Origin of the sequence: Marinobacter azerbaijanicus, from assembly GCF_030250645.1 — a bacterium.
Classification (GTDB): Bacteria; Pseudomonadota; Gammaproteobacteria; order Pseudomonadales; family Oleiphilaceae; genus Marinobacter; species Marinobacter azerbaijanicus.
In genome coordinates, this window is record NZ_JASSVS010000001.1 from 87,316 (window position 1) to 101,249 (window position 13,934).

Below are 13,934 nucleotides of genomic sequence, written 5' to 3' on the forward strand. Positions count from 1 at the left end.
TCCGCTGTGGCATCATGCATTGGCGTTTCATGACTGGTTAGAGGTTCTTGTATGGATATCAGGCGTATTGACGAAACCATTGCCGTAGCTCCACAGCTGTCGGTAAGTGACATTGCCGAGGCGGCAAGACTGGGCTTCAAAACATTGGTGGCCAACCGTCCGGATGCCGAAGAAGCCGGCCAGCCTGCCATGGCCGACATCGAAGCCGCAGCCCGCGAAAATGGCATGGAATGGGTTTATATGCCAGTTGAATCCGGCAATATTCTGGATAACGACGTGGACCGGTTTGATACAATGATCCGCGAGGCGGAAAAGCCCGTATTGGCTTTCTGTCGCTCAGGAACACGCTGCACGGTTCTCTGGGCTCTGAGTTCGGCTCGTTCCGAACCGGCCCAGGACATCGTGACAAAGGCCCGCAATGCCGGCTATGACATCGGCGGCCTGGCACCGAGAATGGCCGAACAGGCAAATAAGAACTCCTGAGCCGTCTTTCCACCCGGATACAACCAGCTACCAGGATCCAGCACCATGCAGTACAAGGGTACCGCCAACTTTCGCCATGACCATCCGGAAAAGACTGGGGTACTGGTCACCAATCTGGGCACACCGGACGCACCAACATCATCGGCCCTGCGCCGCTACCTCGGGGAGTTCCTCTGGGACCCCCGCGTGGTGGAAGTGCCCCGCCCGATCTGGTGGCTGATCCTGCACGGCATAATCCTGCGGATCCGGCCCAGTCGGTCTGCCAGGGCGTACGCCAGCGTCTGGCAGCCCGAGGGCTCCCCTCTGCTGACCCACACCGCCAAACAGGCAGAAGGCATTCGCCGCAAGCTCCAGGCCAGGTACGGCAATAATATCGTGGTTGGTTTCGCCATGCGCTATGGCAACCCGAGCGTTTCAAAGGTTCTGGATGAAATGCAGTCCCAGGGAGTCCGTCAGTTACTGGTATTGCCACTTTACCCGCAATACTCGGCTTCCACCTCCGCATCCACATTTGATGCCATCGCACATGACTTTACCCGTCGGCGCTGGATTCCGGACCTCCGGTTTGTTTCCCATTACCCGGATTATCCACCCTACATTGAAGCCATGGCCAACCACATCCAGGCACACTGGAACGAGCATGGGCGCAATGAAAAGCTGATTCTTTCCTACCATGGGGTGCCACTGAAATACCTTAAAAAGGGCGACCCCTACCACTGCGAGTGCCACAAGACCTCGCGGCTGCTGGCGGAACGCCTTGGTCTGACGAAAGATGAGTACATGACTACCTTCCAGTCCCGTTTCGGCCGGGAGGAGTGGTTGCAGCCATACACGGACGAGACCCTGAAATCGCTGCCAGGGAAAGGCGTGAAATCAATCGATGTATTCTGCCCCGGTTTCTCCTCGGATTGCCTGGAAACGGTTGAGGAAATCGATGAAGAAAACCGGGAATACTTTATTGAGGCAGGCGGTGGAGAGTTCAGCTACATTCCGGCGCTCAACGCGACTCCGGGCCATATCGCTGCCCTCACACAGCTGATCGAAGACAACCTGCAGGGCTGGAACGTGCCGACCAACGAACCGGAAGAGCTGGCCGCACGGCTGAGGCTTGCGGAAGAGCAGAAGCAGGCTCAGTATCCCGGTCGGGATCTGTGACCGGAAACCGGCTTTCCGTCAGGGAGTCCTGTTCTTTGCGGGGCTCTCGGAAAGGTCCGGTACTGACTGGCAGAACGCGCACTCCTCCGTATCCACTGCAGCTCCCCCAGCTTCCACATAGCGCACCTTGTGACTCGCCCCACCACGGTTGGCGGACACCGAGAACTTACGGTCATGGCGAACGTCCGGGGTTTTCTGGTCGTTTTCTCGATCTTGCATGATGGGCTCCCCTGCAATGGAACGATACAGGCCTATTATGGGGACGAATAGCGTGGGAACCAACCCGGATTGCTGGAGGAGTTTGGGGAAAGATGTCGGGGAATCAGACGGAACAGGAGAAAGTGGCGGTGGGCCAGACCGCCCAAAGCGACCATAAGCACCTGAAATACCTATCTTTTTCTAGCCTTCCTTTCTGTAACCCCTTGCCCTGCCTCAATCTCTTGTAAGCCCCCGTCGCATGCCGTATAGTCCAATAATACGGTTTATGATAGGTAGGAAGGAAGGTAGCCATGCCCAAGAAAGTGAAGGAACTCAGTGCAACAGAGGTTCGCCGGCTCTCCCATTCCGTCAGCAAGGATGGCAAAGAGTACAACGGCCTGCATCCTGTCGGTGGCGTGTCTGGCCTGCTGCTTTCGGTAACGCCTACCGGGGCAAAGTCCTGGATTCTCCGAACCGTTATAGGCACAAAGCGCCGCAATATTGGCCTTGGCCCCTTTCCTGATGTATCGCTTGCTGAAGCCCGCAGGAAAGCCCAGGAGGTTAAAGACAAGATTGCCGAGGGCATTGACCCGGTAGAAGAACGAAAGGCCGCCAGGCGCTCCATGATCGCCGCACAGCTCAGCACAATGACCTTTGCCCAGGCTATGGCCGAATACATCCGGATGAAGTCCAAAGAGTTCCGGAATCCACGCCAGGAAAAGCAGTGGACCAACAGTCTCACAACCTACGCTGTACCCCATATCGGTAATGTACCAGTGGGAGAAATCGAGCTACCCCATATTAAAGCCGTGCTTGATCCGATCTGGGAGGAGAAGACGGAAACCGCCAACCGTGTCAGGGCCCGTATGGAGAACATTCTGGGATGGTGTGCTGTTCACGGCTACCGCTCCAACGAGAACCCGGCCAAGTGGTCAGGCTATCTTGATGAGGTTTACCCCTCCCCGGAGAAGATCAAGAACAAAGGCCACCATGCTGCCCTGTCAGTGGATGCCGTACCGGAGTTTATGAAGTCGCTGCGGAAGCGCACAGGCACCGCTGCAAAGGCCCTCGAGTTCCTGATCCTGACCGCCAGCCGCACCAATGAGGTAATCGGTGATAAGCGCATAGGCAAGGCCGGCATTACCTGGCAGGAAATCGACCTTAAACGGAAGGTTTGGACAGTGCCCGCCGACCGCATGAAGTCAGGCAAGCTGCACCGCGTACCGCTCACTGATGCCGCCGTGGATCTGCTCAAGGGCATGGGCGAAGGCGCACCGGATCAACTGGTTTTCCCCGGCCCGAAAGGTGATATTCCGTCCAATAACTTCCTCTCTGCCTTGCTCAAGCGCATGGATCAGCCGGTTACCGCGCACGGCTTCCGCTCCACCTTCAAGGATTGGGCACGAGAATATACAGCCTACGCTGACGAGGTTTCAGAGCTGGCCCTGGCCCATATCAACAGTGACGCCACCCGCGCCGCCTACGCCCGCTCAGAGCTGATAGACAAGCGCCGGTTATTGATGGCGGATTGGGAGAAGTTCTGTAAGGAAGGGCACCAAAAGCGGGAGCAATCCAATGTGGTGGCTATCGGGGGTAGAGAATGAGACGCGTCAGAAACTTCGATGTAATCCCTGCTTCTATGAACGATGCATGGGAATGGGTTTGCGCGATAGACTCATACGACTTCAATGATACCCAACCACTGGCGGATCTCATTAGAGAAGGCAAAGAAATACCTGATGAACTGCGTGGTGTTATTGCTCAGATCATCGAGGGAAGCCGCAAACCCAACAAAAAAGCAGCCGCAAAACTGAAAATACCCGCGAGGGAACGAATGAAGGTTGCTGGAACTGTCTCCACAATATTGGGACTGTTGAACACTATTAAGTTTGACGCTCTAGTTGGATCCGAACAGCCCGATTTTTTGAAGCCTGGCGTAGAGTCAATGGCCTTTAACAAGAACCAGGAACCAATTGATATTCAGACCGGGTTAGAGGCAGACGGAAGACAAGTGATAGACGAGACTTGCGAGCATTTTGGTATCAGTCAGGAGAGTTTAGAAAACCTCATCCGTGCCCTTCGGAAAAAAATCACCGATTGGCCAAACATTTAATACAAACGGGTTTGTGTTGCACGTAGCTACCTGCTTTACCGCTCCATATGCGAATAATTGGGTGTGTCTTAACGCATTAGTTGGAGGCACAACCCGTGAGATACCTGACCGACAAAGAACTATCCGAGCGTTACTCTGTTTCCCGCGCAACCATATGGCGTTGGGTAAAAGAGAGTCGCTTACCATCCCCCGTTAAAATCGCTGCCAATAGCACACGCTGGCGTCTGTCTGAGATCGAAGATTGGGAAAACCGCCTGGAGGTGTCGGCATGACGTACGAGCCCCCTGGCGTGTTCACCCGCAGTAATGGCGAAAGGCTTTTCGCTCTCTCCAATATCCACAAACTTACTGGCGTACCTGCTCACGAAATCGTTGATGCGATCCTCAAAGAAAAGCTGACCATAGAGCTGGTAAACGGCTGCAAATGTGTTCGGGAGCCTGAGTTAAAACAGTACCTGGACGGGAGGGCAGCGAATGGTAAATGAAAGGAAAGCCCCCGGCAGCGAGCAACTGACCGAGGGCGTAGAGCAGTACCAACCACCTGAAGTATCGCATGAATCACATATTTCAGACCACCCTTACGTTATCCGCAAAGAGCTCAGTGAATCCCAGCTTTCAGCGCTTGGATGCTACATAGAGAACACCACCATAGGCCCCTTTCAAGGCCCTGCCCTTTTCCGCCCTCTGTTTGATTCTGAAGGACAGCCGGCAGGCTCAGAGCGGATCCTCCCCGAGAAAATAACCTTCCGCCCCGATGACAAGCCGAATGATAAGTTTGTCAGCAAGGGATCAGTCGTATCGGGCACCTTCACCCCTATCGGCTTTTCAAGCCTCGACAGCCTGGAACGCCTGATTATCTGTAACGGCCTGGCAGAAGGCTGCCGTCTCCATGAGGCCCTGATGCTCCCCGTTGCTTGTGGCGTTGGTGATGGAAGTATTAAGAGCATTGCAGCGGTGATCTCTGAAAAGCATCCACACATAAGGCTGGTTGCTGCTGTCGATAACGATGAATCCGGTATCAGGGCTGGCAAGGAATCGGGGCTCAAGTACAGCCACCCCCAAACCGCCAAAGACTGGAGCGACCTCTACCAGCAATCGGGATCAGATGGCGTTCTTGCGGAATACCAGGAAGGACTGAGAGCGCCCGAGGTGGGGCCCTTTGATCTAAGCCGCGCATCCGTCATGGACTTGCTGGACTCCTCACCGCCGGCTAGGGAGTGGCTTGTAAGGGATAGGCTTCCACTCTGGATTGTCGGGATACTGGCGGCAGCCGGTGGCACTGGTAAGAGCATGGCAACGCTTCAGCTTGCAGTAAGCATCTGCACAGGGCTGGAATGGTTGGAACACGCCATAGAAACCCAGGGATCGGTGTTGATACTCAGCGCAGAGGATGACAGGGAGGAGGTACACCGCCGCCTGGCTGCCGTTATAAGCCATTACGCGGAAATGGTAGACCCAGCCGACCAGGCAGCATTCCGCCCCTACCTGGACCTTATCAAGAAGCGCCTTTTCATATTCGACCGTGTAGGCGATGACAACCGGCTGACGGCAAAGATTGATCGAGAGACACGCCGCACCGCCCTGGCTCAGTCCATCATTGGCGCAGCGAACCAGATCAGTGACTGCGTGCTGATTGTCCTGGACCCACTGTCACGGTTTGACGGAGGCGACCCCAACGACAACTCAGACGGAACCCGCCTAATTGAGTCTGCCGAGGCCATACGCCGCGAAACCGGCGCCACTGTTCTACTACCCCACCATGTCAGCAAAGCCGGGATAAGGGACTCACAGAGCGGACAGGAAGCCGTTAGAGGTGCATCTGGTTTGGTGGATGGCGCCCGATGGGTAGGACTGCTTTCGACCATGAGAGCCGACGATGCCGAGAGCTATGGAATCGACCCCGATGACGCTGGACGTTATGTCAGGTTCAGGACGCCAAAGAACAACTACGGGCCACCTTGGGAAGGTGCATGGCTTGAGCGCCGGGCAGGCGGGATATTGTCCATATCAGACCTGAAGCCGGAGAAGGAAGAAAAGCGGGCCCGTAAATCTGAGGTGGAATACCAGGAGCTGGTGCGCCGGATCTCCGAGCTTATCGAGAAGAAAGGCCCAATGGCCAAACGCCGCATAGAGGATGAATACGGAGGCTCCACCAATATCCTGAAAGCCGGGCAGAAGAAAGTCAGGAACACCATTACCCGCGCCATAGAGGAGGGCTTGCTGGTACGCATGAAGCGGTTTGATGGGCAGGAGAATATCGGAGTGCCCGAGATCAACCAGACTGAGCGGGCAGCATGAGCGGGCAACGGGCAAGCGGGCAGGTTTGGGCATTTGCCCGCCTACCCGCCCTAATCCCTTGCAGGACAAGGCAACCCAGAGGGCAACGGGCACTTTTGCGTTTTGCCCGCCACTCCCTGAAACCCCTTGTGGCAGTAGGCCGGGCAACGGGCAACGGGCACCCCCTAAAGGGGGATCGGGCTAATTGCCCGCCCCCAAGGTGCGGCAACCATGCCGAGACACACTTGGTTAGGGGAAGGAATGAAGACAGGTTCAAGGTGGGCTTGCGAAACTCCATTTCACAGGCCCCTACCCCCGGAATAACGTTAGTTGGCGGTTATCCCCACCGACAACAGCCCATACCATACAGTGACTTGCTTCACATCATCATTTCTACCTGTCATACTACCTATCATAAACAGCACACTTACACGCAGATTGCAGGGTGAACATGAGCAGATTGCAGGAACCTCCCCAGAAGTTTGCACAAGGCTGGCTTACCGAACTGGATGGGCGCACCGGCATCGCCCAGGTTATGCGCCAGCGGTATGAGGCGTTCACCAATGATCTAGGTGGAGTCAGCCGGCTCAGCTATGCCCAACGCTCTCTAGTGGAGCGCAGTCTATGGCTGGAGTACTGGCTGGCACAGCAGGAGCAGGCCCTGGCATCCGGTGAGGAGTTCGACATAGGCAAGTGGACCCAGGCCGCCAACTCCCTGCAAGGCATCCTGAGCAAGCTGGGGCTTCAGCGCACAGCCCGAGACGTTCCCGAGCTACATGAATACTTGGAGTCCAAGGCTAAGGGGAATGCATGAAGGCACTGGAGGCGTTGAGCGATCCCAACCTGTTCGGTGATGTGTTCGGTAGTCCCACCTGGAGCAACTGGCGCACACTGATAGGCGGCTTCTATGGTGAGCCGGTAGACCGTGACGCCTTCCATGCCCTGACCCACCGTGAGCCCCTCTCTGAGCCCGCTGAAGAGCTTTGGCTGGCTGTCGGGCGCCGTGGTGGCAAGTCCAACATTGCGGCCTTCCTGGCTGTCTATGAGGCTGTATTCAACGACCACCGCAAGCACCTGGCACCGGGAGAAGTGGCCACCATCATGGTGATTGCTGCCGACCGTAAGCAGGCCCGCACGGTAATGCGCTATATCCGGGGGCTGCTGATAGAGAACCCCATGCTTTCCCGGCTGGTTGTGCGTGATGGTGTGGAGTCCATCGAACTGAGCAACCGCTGTTCCATTGAGGTGATGACCGCCAGCCACCGCTCCACCCGAGGCTACACCGTGGCCGCCGTTATCATGGATGAGATAGCGTTCTGGCACAGTGAAGGCGCCAACCCAGATATCGAGATCATCAACGCTGTGCGCCCTTCCCTGACCACTCTGGGGGGCAAGCTGATTGCACTCTCCTCCCCGTATGCCCGCCGAGGCGTACTGTGGAACAACTACCGCCGTTACTTTGGCAAGGAAGGCCGGATTCTCGTTGCCCAGGCCCCGACACTGGAAATGAACCCGTCACTGAACCCAGCCGTGGTGATCCAAGCCCGCGCAGAAGACCCGATTGCAGCGGCTGCCGAGTATGACGCGCAGTTCAGGACAGACATTGAAACCTTCGTATCGCTGGAGGCCCTGGAGGCTTGTGTACGCATTGGTCATCCCGAGCTGCCCTACTCCACTCAACAGCATTACTCAGCCTTCGTAGACCCCTCTGGCGGCGCCGTGGACAGCTTCACGCTTTGCATTGTTCACATGGAAGGCCGGGAGGTCGTCGTTGACCTGGCCAGAGCCGTGAAACCGCCCTTCAGCCCTGAGCATGTAGTACAGGAGTTTGCCGACATCCTAAAGGAATACCGCATCCGGTCAGTGCGGGGCGATAACTACGCCGGGGAATGGCCAAAGGAGCAATTCAAGAAACGGGGAATCCAGTATTACCGCTCTGAGAAGCCTAAATCCGGGCTTTACCAGGACCTGCTCCCGCTCATTAACAGCGGACGCATCGAGATTCCCAACACTCCACAACTGATTAACGAACTGAACGGACTGGAAAGGCGCACTACCCGAGGTGGCCGAGACAGCATTGACCACGCGCCTGGCGCACACGATGACCTGGCTAACGCCGTGGCCGGGGCTGCTGTTCATGCAGCTCAGAGAGAAAGGTGTGCAACGTCAATCGAACTCAAGATTATGTATTAGGAGCACACCATGCCAACCGAAGTAACGTCACTACTTATTAGAGTAGACACCGATGGCACCGTAAGGGCTGCCGAGGATCTCACCAGACTGACCAAAGGGGGCGGAAAGGCTGAAGTCCAGACTAAGAACCTGGCCAGGGCCACCACCCAAACCTCCCGATCCTTCCGGCTTATGAAAGGCGCTACCCAGCAAGTGGGCTTTCAGGTGCAGGACATGGCCGTACAGCTCGCCTCCGGTACCAGCTTCATGCAGGCATTCGGTCAGCAGGGCTCACAGCTTGCCGGGATCTTTGGCCCAGGTGGTGCGGTTATCGGTGCCCTTATCGCCGTTGGTTCTGCCATTGGTGGCGTATTTGTCCGCAGCATGATGGACGGCGAGGAAAGCACCGAATCCCTCCGGGAGAGAATCCTTGATCTCAGGGACTCAGTAGACGACCTGACAGACGCCCAGATCCGCCAGGTAAAGGTAGAGTTCTTTGCAGAGAACCAGGGCCGGATGGAAAAGATCACGGAGTACCGGGACCGGATCAGCGATTTACGGGACGAGATTCAAGCCTTCAACAATGCCGGCATCGACGGAACGCAAACCACCGCAGGACTCAGTAACCCGGATGAGGCGCGGGCAGAAATCAACAAGCTGAATGCCGAAATTGATTACCTGTTCCAGTCTGGTGATAGAGCCTCGCAGCAACTGGATGAACTGATTAACGGCATGGAATCGGCCAGCAGTGCGGCCAAAGAACAGAAGGATGACTTGAATACGCTGATATCTGCCCTGGAGCGGCAAGCGGAAACCATCGGGCTGTCCCGTAAAGAGCTGGCACTGTATGAGGCCGAACGCTTGGGAGCCACTGAAGCCGACAAGCGAGCCATTGAAGTAGCCCTTGAACAGATCTCCGTCTATGAGCGCCAGGAGGCAGCCCGTAAGGCAATGCTCGCCTCAACCAAGATCACAGAGGCAGATGACCCCCTTTTGCAGCGTATCGAGGCTCAGAGGCGCGGAGAGGAAACGATTACCGAGATTGTGCAGAAGGAAGAACAGGCAAGGCTCAACGTCCGCAGGACCATGAACCAGCAAGTACTGAGCACAGCCGCCACCACTGCCACCAGCCTGGCGAGCATTATCGAGGATTCCCAGGGCAAACAATCCGCCGCCTATAAAGCGGCCTTTCTGGCGCAACAAGTCCTGTTAGGTGCTCAGACCGTCATGAACACGGAGGCAGCCGCAACCACTGCATTGGCCCCGCCTCCGATGGGCTTAGGCCCCGTTGCTGGTGCCGGCTATGCCCAAACCATCCGCGCAATGGGTTATGCGTCAGCCGGGATCATAGCCGCTCAGACAGTGGGCGAACTGGCTTCGATTAGCGGAAGGGCTTTAGGTGGCCAGACGCGACCGGGTGAAACCTACCTTGTCGGAGAGCGAGGGCCCGAACTTCTCACAATGGGCAATCAAGGGGGCAACGTCACCCCGAACAGTCGCATGGGTGGCGACTCAGGAAAGATCGAAGTAACCCAGGTATTCCAGATAAGCGCTGGCGTAGCCGGCACTGTAAAGGCGGAGATTATGAAGTCCCTTCCCGCTCTCAAGGCAATGTCGCAGCAAGGCGTACTTGAGGCCATCAACAGAGGTGGACCGATGGCCAGAGCCACCGGACGCCGCACTTAATGCAACACAGCCAACCAACGAAAGGTAAACGATCATGGTATTAACAACCGACCATCAAGACCTGCAACAGAAGTCCCAGGAATCACAGGGCAAGGGCTTCAACTCGCCTCAATTGGGCGGAAGTCAGCCAGTCCAGCCAGATAGCCGAAACCCTGGCCGCCCGGACATTCTTCATGCTGGCCGCGCCTGGCATGCGGGCGCTACTCGACAGTTCCCCGCTGAACCGTTCTTCACCAAAGCCGGCATTGCTCACAACTCGGTATCAGAGGCCATTGATTCACTGGAACACCTATCCAAAACACGCGACCCCCGAATGACTGAGGCCGCCCACCAGGAGCAGGTGAACAAGCAGGCCGAGAAGGCTGCCCGCCAGATCGAGGCCAAGCGTGACGCCGTGTTCAATGAGTTTTTCATGGGCGCCGAAAAGGCAGAGGAGCACATTCTTGAACGGCTTGGACTCTCAGAGGAAGGGCGTTATGCCACAGAGATCCGTAACCGGCTGATGGGCATGAAGGAGGGCGACCGCCAGATAGCCATTCAGGAGGCTCTCATGGGCAAGGATGTAGCCGTATTGGCTGCCGTGCTTCATGCGCCCCCGTTTCTCTCCGGCATGAGCAATGAGCAGAAGTTCCACCTTCGGGAGCGGTACATGCAACTGAATGCAGCACCGGCTTACAAGATGCTGAAAGAGATGCGCGAATCAGCCAGCCGAGTGCATGACGCTTACCGCACAGCCTCGGATTACATTAGCAAAACCTTCACGGCCAACAAGCACGAACCGCAGACAAAGAAGGCACAGGAAGCCTCAACGCGGTTTAACGATGTATTGGCGAACCTATGAAGGCCATAGAAAAGGCGGCGCTGTATCAGCCCCTGGACAACCTGTTCAATTGCGAGCCGCTACGCCGCCCTTTGCGGGCTGAAATTGTGCGCCGTGGTGAGGTGATGGCCACCCTTTACTGCAAACATCATGAGACGCGGGAACACCTGGAGAACCGCGCCTCCCGGATGGCCGCGCTCTATGGTGGCGAAATGGTGATGTATGAAGCATAAGCGGGCAGTGGTGGAAATCCGCCCTGCTCCAACGATCCCCGCCCGGCCTGGTAAGCCGGCTTAATCCTCGCAGTTTCCTATCTCAACAGCTCAAGGATGAGCCCCGCCCTAAAATAATCCCGGAATCAGCTTGACGCACCGGTAGAGGTGGCCTAATGTGTTCTTGTATTACGCGAACACACCAAAGGAAAGCAGTATGCCTGAATTGGTACATATCAGTGCCCGTATAGAAGCCGAGACACGGCAGAAGCTGGATGAGCTGGCAAAGCAGAGGCGAATGAAAACGGGTGAGGATGTGCGCCTTGCTGACCTGATAAGGGAGGCACTTCAGGAATACACGGATCGCCACAAGGCGTAAAAGATGCCCCGGATCTGCGGTAACAGACCCGAGGCGACACATCGGCAACCACTGTTAGGAGAAAGCCGACATGCAAAAAGATGATACCACACCGAGAGATTATACCTTCAACGCAGCCGAGGTTCTGGAGCATCGGCAACTCTTAATGGATATCGAGCTGTTGCTTAATCCATTCCAGGATGGGCTCTATAACGAGCATGATTCGTGTCAAACCCAAATAGTTGGCGCAGCACTGGCCAAGGAAGCGCGCAGCAAACTGATGGACGTTTGCGAGTGGATGGAGTGGATGGAGATCAAAGCCGAGAAAATGGGGGTGCACAATGAACATTGATGCCGAGATCGGGCTGGACCGTATCACCCGCAGCACTACGCAAATGAAAGCCATGCTTCTGATGATACAAATGTACCTTGAAAATGCAGAGCGTGGACAAACCGACATCATCCCAGACAGCACCCTTGCCAGCTACTTATGGGCCATAGAGCAGAACGTGGAAGCCGTAATGCTTGGCACAGAGGAAGTAGAGGAGATCATTAAGCAAGCAAAACTGGAGGCCAAGCAATGAGCTTTCTCATTCTACGGTTAGACAACCAGCCAGCGTTCAGGCGCGAGACTTTGGCGCCAGAAATGGCGCGGATACTCCGAGATATGGCCGACAGTATGGACGAGGGCGAAATGCCCGACACTGAAGCCTGGTTAATTGACGACATTAACGGCAATCCAGTGGGCAAAGCCTTCTACTACTCTGAGCCGCGCGACAGAATCCACGCAGTAAAGTAACCACCTCAAGCCCTGGCCTAACCGCTGGGGCTTTCTTTTGCACGCCGTAAAACCACCATTTATTTAATGATAGGTAGGAAGAAAGGTAAATTATTTTTAGTGCGGTAAGTACTTGATATGTAAGGAGTAGTGGCGGTGGGCCAGGGATTCGAACCCCGGGAAGGCTACTAACCTTCGGCGGTTTTCAAGACCGCTGCATTCAGCCACTCTGCCAGCCCACCGTTTTCTCCACAGCTGTCATTGCGACAGCGGGGAGCATGATACCCGAATCTCCTGTGCTGTCAACGCCCTGCAAAAATCCGGAGAAGAATTAAGGGTCCCGGCGTAATCTAAAATAGAGTTAATGTTATTTAAGGGAATCTTTACTCGCCAATAAAGTCAGAAACGATTGAAAGTTGGGAATTCGCCATTATTATGGTGTAAGAATTCGGATGCGGAGCATAAAGCGCTCCAACGCCACACTAGCTGTTCCAAAATGGCTGTTATAAACCGGAGTAGATTCAGAATGGAAAACAGACAGTATAATGTTCAGAAGGGCCAGGGCATCACGCTAAACCGTGGTTCTGCCACGGCTGCCATCAGCCCTGAGGCGTCCAAGGTTTTGCGCAACACCTATAGCCTGCTCGCCATGACCCTGTTGTTCAGCGCCGTGATGGCTGGAGTTTCCATGTCTATCGGCCTGGGGCGAGGCGCAAGCCTCATCTGTATGCTGGGCGCCCTGGCCCTGGTGTGGCTGGTTTTACCAAGAACTGCCAACAGTTCTGCTGGTATCGGTGTTGTCTTCGCATTCACCGGCCTTCTTGGCCTTTCACTTGGCCCCACCCTGACCTATTACCTGGCCATGTCTAATGGCGGGCAGATTGTGATGCAGGCCCTGGGCGGAACTGCGGTTGTGTTCTTTGCCCTGTCAGGCTATGTGCTGACCACCAAGAAAGACTTCAGCTTCATGCGCGGCATGCTGGTTGCCGGTCTGGTTGTGGTGCTTGTAGCACTGGTTGGATCGCTGGTTGCCGGCATGTTCGGCGTTGATATCGGCGCTTTCAGTCTGGCTATCAGCGCGGCCATCGTGTTCCTGATGTCTGGTTTCATCCTGTATGACACAAGCCGCATCGTGAACGGCGGTGAGACCAACTACATCATGGCGACAACTGGCCTCTACCTGAACATCTACAACCTGTTCCTCAGCCTGCTGCACATCATTGGCGCGTTTTCCAACGAATGAGCAAGAGCCTGCCAGAGCAGACAAGAACCCCGGCACCTGCCGGGGTTTTTACGTTGGTGATCACCGGTGCCCCCTATTCCTCACAGGCACCGTCTACCGCCCTGCACTTTGCACGCGCGGCGCTGGCTGCAAATAAGCGCATAGACCGGGTATTCCTCTACGGTGACGGTGTCCACCTGGCCTCGAGCCTCAGTGCGCCCCCCTCCGATGAACTGAATCTCTCTGAAGCCTGGGCCGCATTCCTGACTGAAAACAGCATTCCAGGGGTTGCCTGTATTGCCTCTGCCCTCCGGCGAGGGCTGGTCAATGAAGCGGAAATGCACCGCTACGAACTGTCCGCTTCCAACCTTCGCGAGCCCTTCGAGATAGCTGGCCTGGGGGAGTGGGTGGACAGTGCTGCTTCTGAATCCCGCATACTGTACTTTCATAAGGGAGGCTGA

At 55.9% G+C, this 13,934-nt stretch carries 19 protein-coding genes and 1 tRNA gene; 18 read left to right on the forward strand and 2 right to left on the reverse strand.

Annotated elements, in window-relative coordinates:
• The first annotated feature begins 51 nt into the window (after positions 1–51).
• Together QPM17_RS00425 and hemH are read left to right on the forward strand one after the other, a co-directional pair.
• The gene (locus tag QPM17_RS00425) at positions 52–483 is read left to right on the forward strand and encodes a protein tyrosine phosphatase family protein (protein ID WP_285387808.1); all 432 of its coding nucleotides are present in this window, start codon (positions 52–54) and stop codon (positions 481–483) included.
• A gap of 45 nt (positions 484–528) precedes the next feature.
• Positions 529–1,638 carry a ferrochelatase gene (gene hemH / locus QPM17_RS00430; protein WP_285387810.1) on the forward strand — a complete coding sequence of 370 codons (1,110 nt, stop codon included), beginning with the start codon at positions 529–531 and terminating at the stop codon, positions 1,636–1,638.
• A gap of 18 nt (positions 1,639–1,656) precedes the next feature.
• Here hemH and QPM17_RS00435 read toward each other — a convergent pair whose 3' ends face one another.
• Positions 1,657–1,857 (reverse strand): hypothetical protein, encoded by a 201-nt coding sequence (locus QPM17_RS00435; RefSeq protein WP_285387811.1) that lies wholly within the window; start codon positions 1,855–1,857, stop codon positions 1,657–1,659.
• A gap of 290 nt (positions 1,858–2,147) precedes the next feature.
• On the opposite strand from QPM17_RS00435, the gene QPM17_RS00440 reads away from it, so the two are divergent.
• The 14 genes from QPM17_RS00440 (at position 2,148) to QPM17_RS00500 (ending at position 12,272) form a co-directional block, all read left to right on the forward strand.
• Positions 2,148–3,440, forward strand: coding sequence for a tyrosine-type recombinase/integrase (locus tag QPM17_RS00440; RefSeq protein ID WP_285387812.1), 1,293 nt, complete (start codon positions 2,148–2,150; stop codon positions 3,438–3,440).
• Entirely contained in the window at positions 3,437–3,949 is a 513-nt protein-coding gene (locus QPM17_RS00445; protein WP_285387813.1) for a hypothetical protein, read from the forward strand. The genes QPM17_RS00440 and QPM17_RS00445 overlap by 4 nt, the downstream gene beginning before the upstream one ends.
• A gap of 95 nt (positions 3,950–4,044) precedes the next feature.
• Entirely contained in the window at positions 4,045–4,221 is a 177-nt protein-coding gene (locus tag QPM17_RS23750; protein WP_422732702.1) for a helix-turn-helix transcriptional regulator, read from the forward strand.
• Positions 4,218–4,433 (forward strand): hypothetical protein, encoded by a 216-nt coding sequence (locus QPM17_RS00450; RefSeq protein ID WP_285387814.1) that lies wholly within the window; start codon positions 4,218–4,220, stop codon positions 4,431–4,433. Before QPM17_RS23750 ends, QPM17_RS00450 begins: the two co-directional genes overlap by 4 nt.
• Positions 4,423–6,246 (forward strand): AAA family ATPase, encoded by a 1,824-nt coding sequence (locus QPM17_RS00455; protein WP_285387816.1) that lies wholly within the window; start codon positions 4,423–4,425, stop codon positions 6,244–6,246. The genes QPM17_RS00450 and QPM17_RS00455 overlap by 11 nt, the downstream gene beginning before the upstream one ends.
• A 430-nt stretch (positions 6,247–6,676) precedes the next feature.
• Positions 6,677–7,039, forward strand: a complete 363-nt coding sequence (locus QPM17_RS00460) for a hypothetical protein (protein WP_285387818.1) — start codon at positions 6,677–6,679, stop codon at positions 7,037–7,039.
• On the forward strand, positions 7,036–8,418 hold the full coding sequence (locus QPM17_RS00465; RefSeq protein ID WP_285387819.1) for a hypothetical protein: 1,383 nt from the start codon (positions 7,036–7,038) through the stop codon (positions 8,416–8,418). Before QPM17_RS00460 ends, QPM17_RS00465 begins: the two co-directional genes overlap by 4 nt.
• A gap of 9 nt (positions 8,419–8,427) precedes the next feature.
• Positions 8,428–10,083: a hypothetical protein gene (locus QPM17_RS00470; protein ID WP_285387820.1), complete on the forward strand. Its 1,656-nt coding sequence runs from the start codon at positions 8,428–8,430 to the stop codon at positions 10,081–10,083.
• Between the two features lie 34 nt (positions 10,084–10,117).
• The gene (locus tag QPM17_RS00475; protein ID WP_285387822.1) at positions 10,118–10,924 is read left to right on the forward strand and encodes a hypothetical protein; all 807 of its coding nucleotides are present in this window, start codon (positions 10,118–10,120) and stop codon (positions 10,922–10,924) included.
• The gene (locus QPM17_RS00480) at positions 10,921–11,136 is read left to right on the forward strand and encodes a hypothetical protein (RefSeq protein ID WP_285387823.1); all 216 of its coding nucleotides are present in this window, start codon (positions 10,921–10,923) and stop codon (positions 11,134–11,136) included. The genes QPM17_RS00475 and QPM17_RS00480 overlap by 4 nt, the downstream gene beginning before the upstream one ends.
• Before the next feature lie 196 nt (positions 11,137–11,332).
• Positions 11,333–11,494 (forward strand): hypothetical protein, encoded by a 162-nt coding sequence (locus QPM17_RS00485; protein WP_285387824.1) that lies wholly within the window; start codon positions 11,333–11,335, stop codon positions 11,492–11,494.
• 70 nt (positions 11,495–11,564) lie between these two features.
• Positions 11,565–11,825 carry a hypothetical protein gene (locus QPM17_RS00490; protein ID WP_285387825.1) on the forward strand — a complete coding sequence of 87 codons (261 nt, stop codon included), beginning with the start codon at positions 11,565–11,567 and terminating at the stop codon, positions 11,823–11,825.
• Positions 11,815–12,057 carry a hypothetical protein gene (locus QPM17_RS00495; protein WP_285387827.1) on the forward strand — a complete coding sequence of 81 codons (243 nt, stop codon included), beginning with the start codon at positions 11,815–11,817 and terminating at the stop codon, positions 12,055–12,057. Before QPM17_RS00490 ends, QPM17_RS00495 begins: the two co-directional genes overlap by 11 nt.
• An 83-nt stretch (positions 12,058–12,140) precedes the next feature.
• Entirely contained in the window at positions 12,141–12,272 is a 132-nt protein-coding gene (locus QPM17_RS00500; RefSeq protein ID WP_285387829.1) for a hypothetical protein, read from the forward strand.
• Positions 12,273–12,402: 130 nt separating this feature from the next.
• Here the strand turns inward: QPM17_RS00500 and QPM17_RS00505 are convergent.
• A tRNA-Ser gene (locus QPM17_RS00505) sits at positions 12,403–12,493 on the reverse strand.
• A gap of 284 nt (positions 12,494–12,777) precedes the next feature.
• Here QPM17_RS00505 and QPM17_RS00510 point away from each other — a divergent pair.
• Complete coding sequence (locus tag QPM17_RS00510) at positions 12,778–13,494, forward strand: Bax inhibitor-1/YccA family protein (RefSeq protein ID WP_285387830.1); 717 nt, start codon at positions 12,778–12,780, stop codon at positions 13,492–13,494.
• Positions 13,491–13,934: a sulfurtransferase complex subunit TusD gene (gene tusD / locus QPM17_RS00515; RefSeq protein ID WP_285387833.1), complete on the forward strand. Its 444-nt coding sequence runs from the start codon at positions 13,491–13,493 to the stop codon at positions 13,932–13,934. Before QPM17_RS00510 ends, tusD begins: the two co-directional genes overlap by 4 nt.